Source organism: Streptomyces murinus (genome assembly GCF_002154555.1).
In the GTDB taxonomy this organism is placed as follows: Bacteria; Actinomycetota; Actinomycetes; order Streptomycetales; family Streptomycetaceae; genus Streptomyces; species Streptomyces murinus.
This window is the reverse complement of record NZ_MUNF01000747.1, coordinates 1-1,605: the sequence shown is the minus strand read 5'-3', so window position 1 is coordinate 1,605 and position 1,605 is coordinate 1. Positions and strand designations below refer to the sequence as shown.

Genomic DNA, 1,605 nt, shown 5'->3' with positions numbered 1-1,605 from the left:
CGCGCCGCCGAGCAGCAGGCCGACCATCGCCGCGTGCTCGAAGCCGCCGAGGGCCGCGAGGACGCCGATGGGGTCGGACGGGTCCGGCTGGTGGAGGTCCAGGGCGCGCCGGACCACCTCGGTCTTGCGGGCCAGCGTCTCGTCGTTGATGCCGGTGCCGCGGCCGGTGACCTCGGCCGGGTCGGTGCCGGTGAAGACGGAGATCAGCGCGGCGGACGCGGTGGTGTTGGCGATGCCCATCTCACCGGTGAGCAGCGCCTTGTTCCCGGCCGCGACCAGGTCGCGGGCGGTCTCGATGCCGACCTCGATGGCGGCCTTGGCCTCCTCGCGGCTCATCGCGGGCCCCGCGGTCATGTCGGAGGTGCCGCCGCGGATCTTGCGGGGCAGCAGTCCGGGGGTGGCGGGCAGGTCGGCGGCGACGCCGACGTCCACGACGCACACCTCGGCGCCGACCTGGGCGGCGAAGGCGTTGCAGACCGCGCCCCCGCCCAGGAAGTTGGCCACCATCTGGCCGGTGACCTCCTGGGGCCAGGGGGTGACGCCCTGGGCGTGCACACCGTGGTCGCCCGCGAAGATGGCGACGGCCGCGGGCTCCGGGATCGGCGGCGGGCACTGCCGGGACAGGCCCGACAGCTGCGCGGAGATGATCTCCAGCATGCCGAGCGCGCCGGCCGGCTTGGTCATGCGCTTCTGTCGCTCCCAGGCCTCACCGAGGGCCTTGGCGTCGAGCGGGCGGATCTGGGCGACGGTCTCGGCAAGCAGGTCGTGGGGTTCCTCTCCGGGCAGGGCGCGGCGGCCGTATGTCTCTTCGTGCACCACCCAGGACAGGGGGCGTCGCTTGGACCAGCCGGCCTGCATCAGCTCGGGCTCGTCCGGGAATTCGTCGACGTACCCGACGCACAGGTAGGCGATGACCTCCAGGTGCTCGGGCAGGCCGAGGGCCCGCACCATCTCGCGCTCGTCGAAGAAGCTGACCCAGCCTACGCCCAGGCCCTCGGCGCGGGCGGCGAGCCAGAGGTTCTCGACGGCGAGTGCGGCGGAATACGGCGCCATCTGGGGCTGGGTGTACCGGCCCAGGGTGTGCCGGCCGCCGCGGGTGGGGTCGGCGGTGACGACGATGTTGACCGGGGTGTCGAGGATGGCCTCGATCTTCAGTTCCTTGAACTGCTTCGCCCGGCCCTTGGGCAGCGACTTCGCGTACGCCTCGCGCTGGCGCACGGCCAGTTCGTGCATGGTGTTGCGGGTGTCGGCGGACCGGATGACGACGAAGTCCCAGGGCTGCGAGTGGCCGACGGAGGGCGCGGTGTGCGCGGCCTCCAGGACGCGGAGCAGCACTTCGTGCGGGATGGGGTCGCTACGGAAGCCGTTGCGGATGTCGCGGCGCTCGCGCATCACCTTGAGCACGGCCTCACGCTCGGCGTCGTCGTAGCCGGGGGCGGCGGGCCCGGCGGGCCCCGGCGCTGGCGCGGGTGCCTCCTCGGCCGGGGTCTCCCCCTGCTCGGCGACGGGCTCCGGGGCCTCGGTGTGCGGCAGGGCCTCGGCCTCCCGGGGCGCGGGCACGGTGGCCCCCGCCGCGGGTCCCTGGGCGGGGGCCACCGTGCCCGC

Annotated in this window: 1 protein-coding gene; it reads right to left on the bottom strand. The window is 74.3% G+C overall.

Features of this window, described 5'->3' with window-relative positions; all coding sequences use genetic code 11:
• Positions 1-1,605 (bottom strand): 5,6-dimethylbenzimidazole synthase (bluB, locus tag CCN72_RS34310; RefSeq protein ID WP_244174618.1); only part of this gene is annotated, 1,605 nt, incomplete at both ends.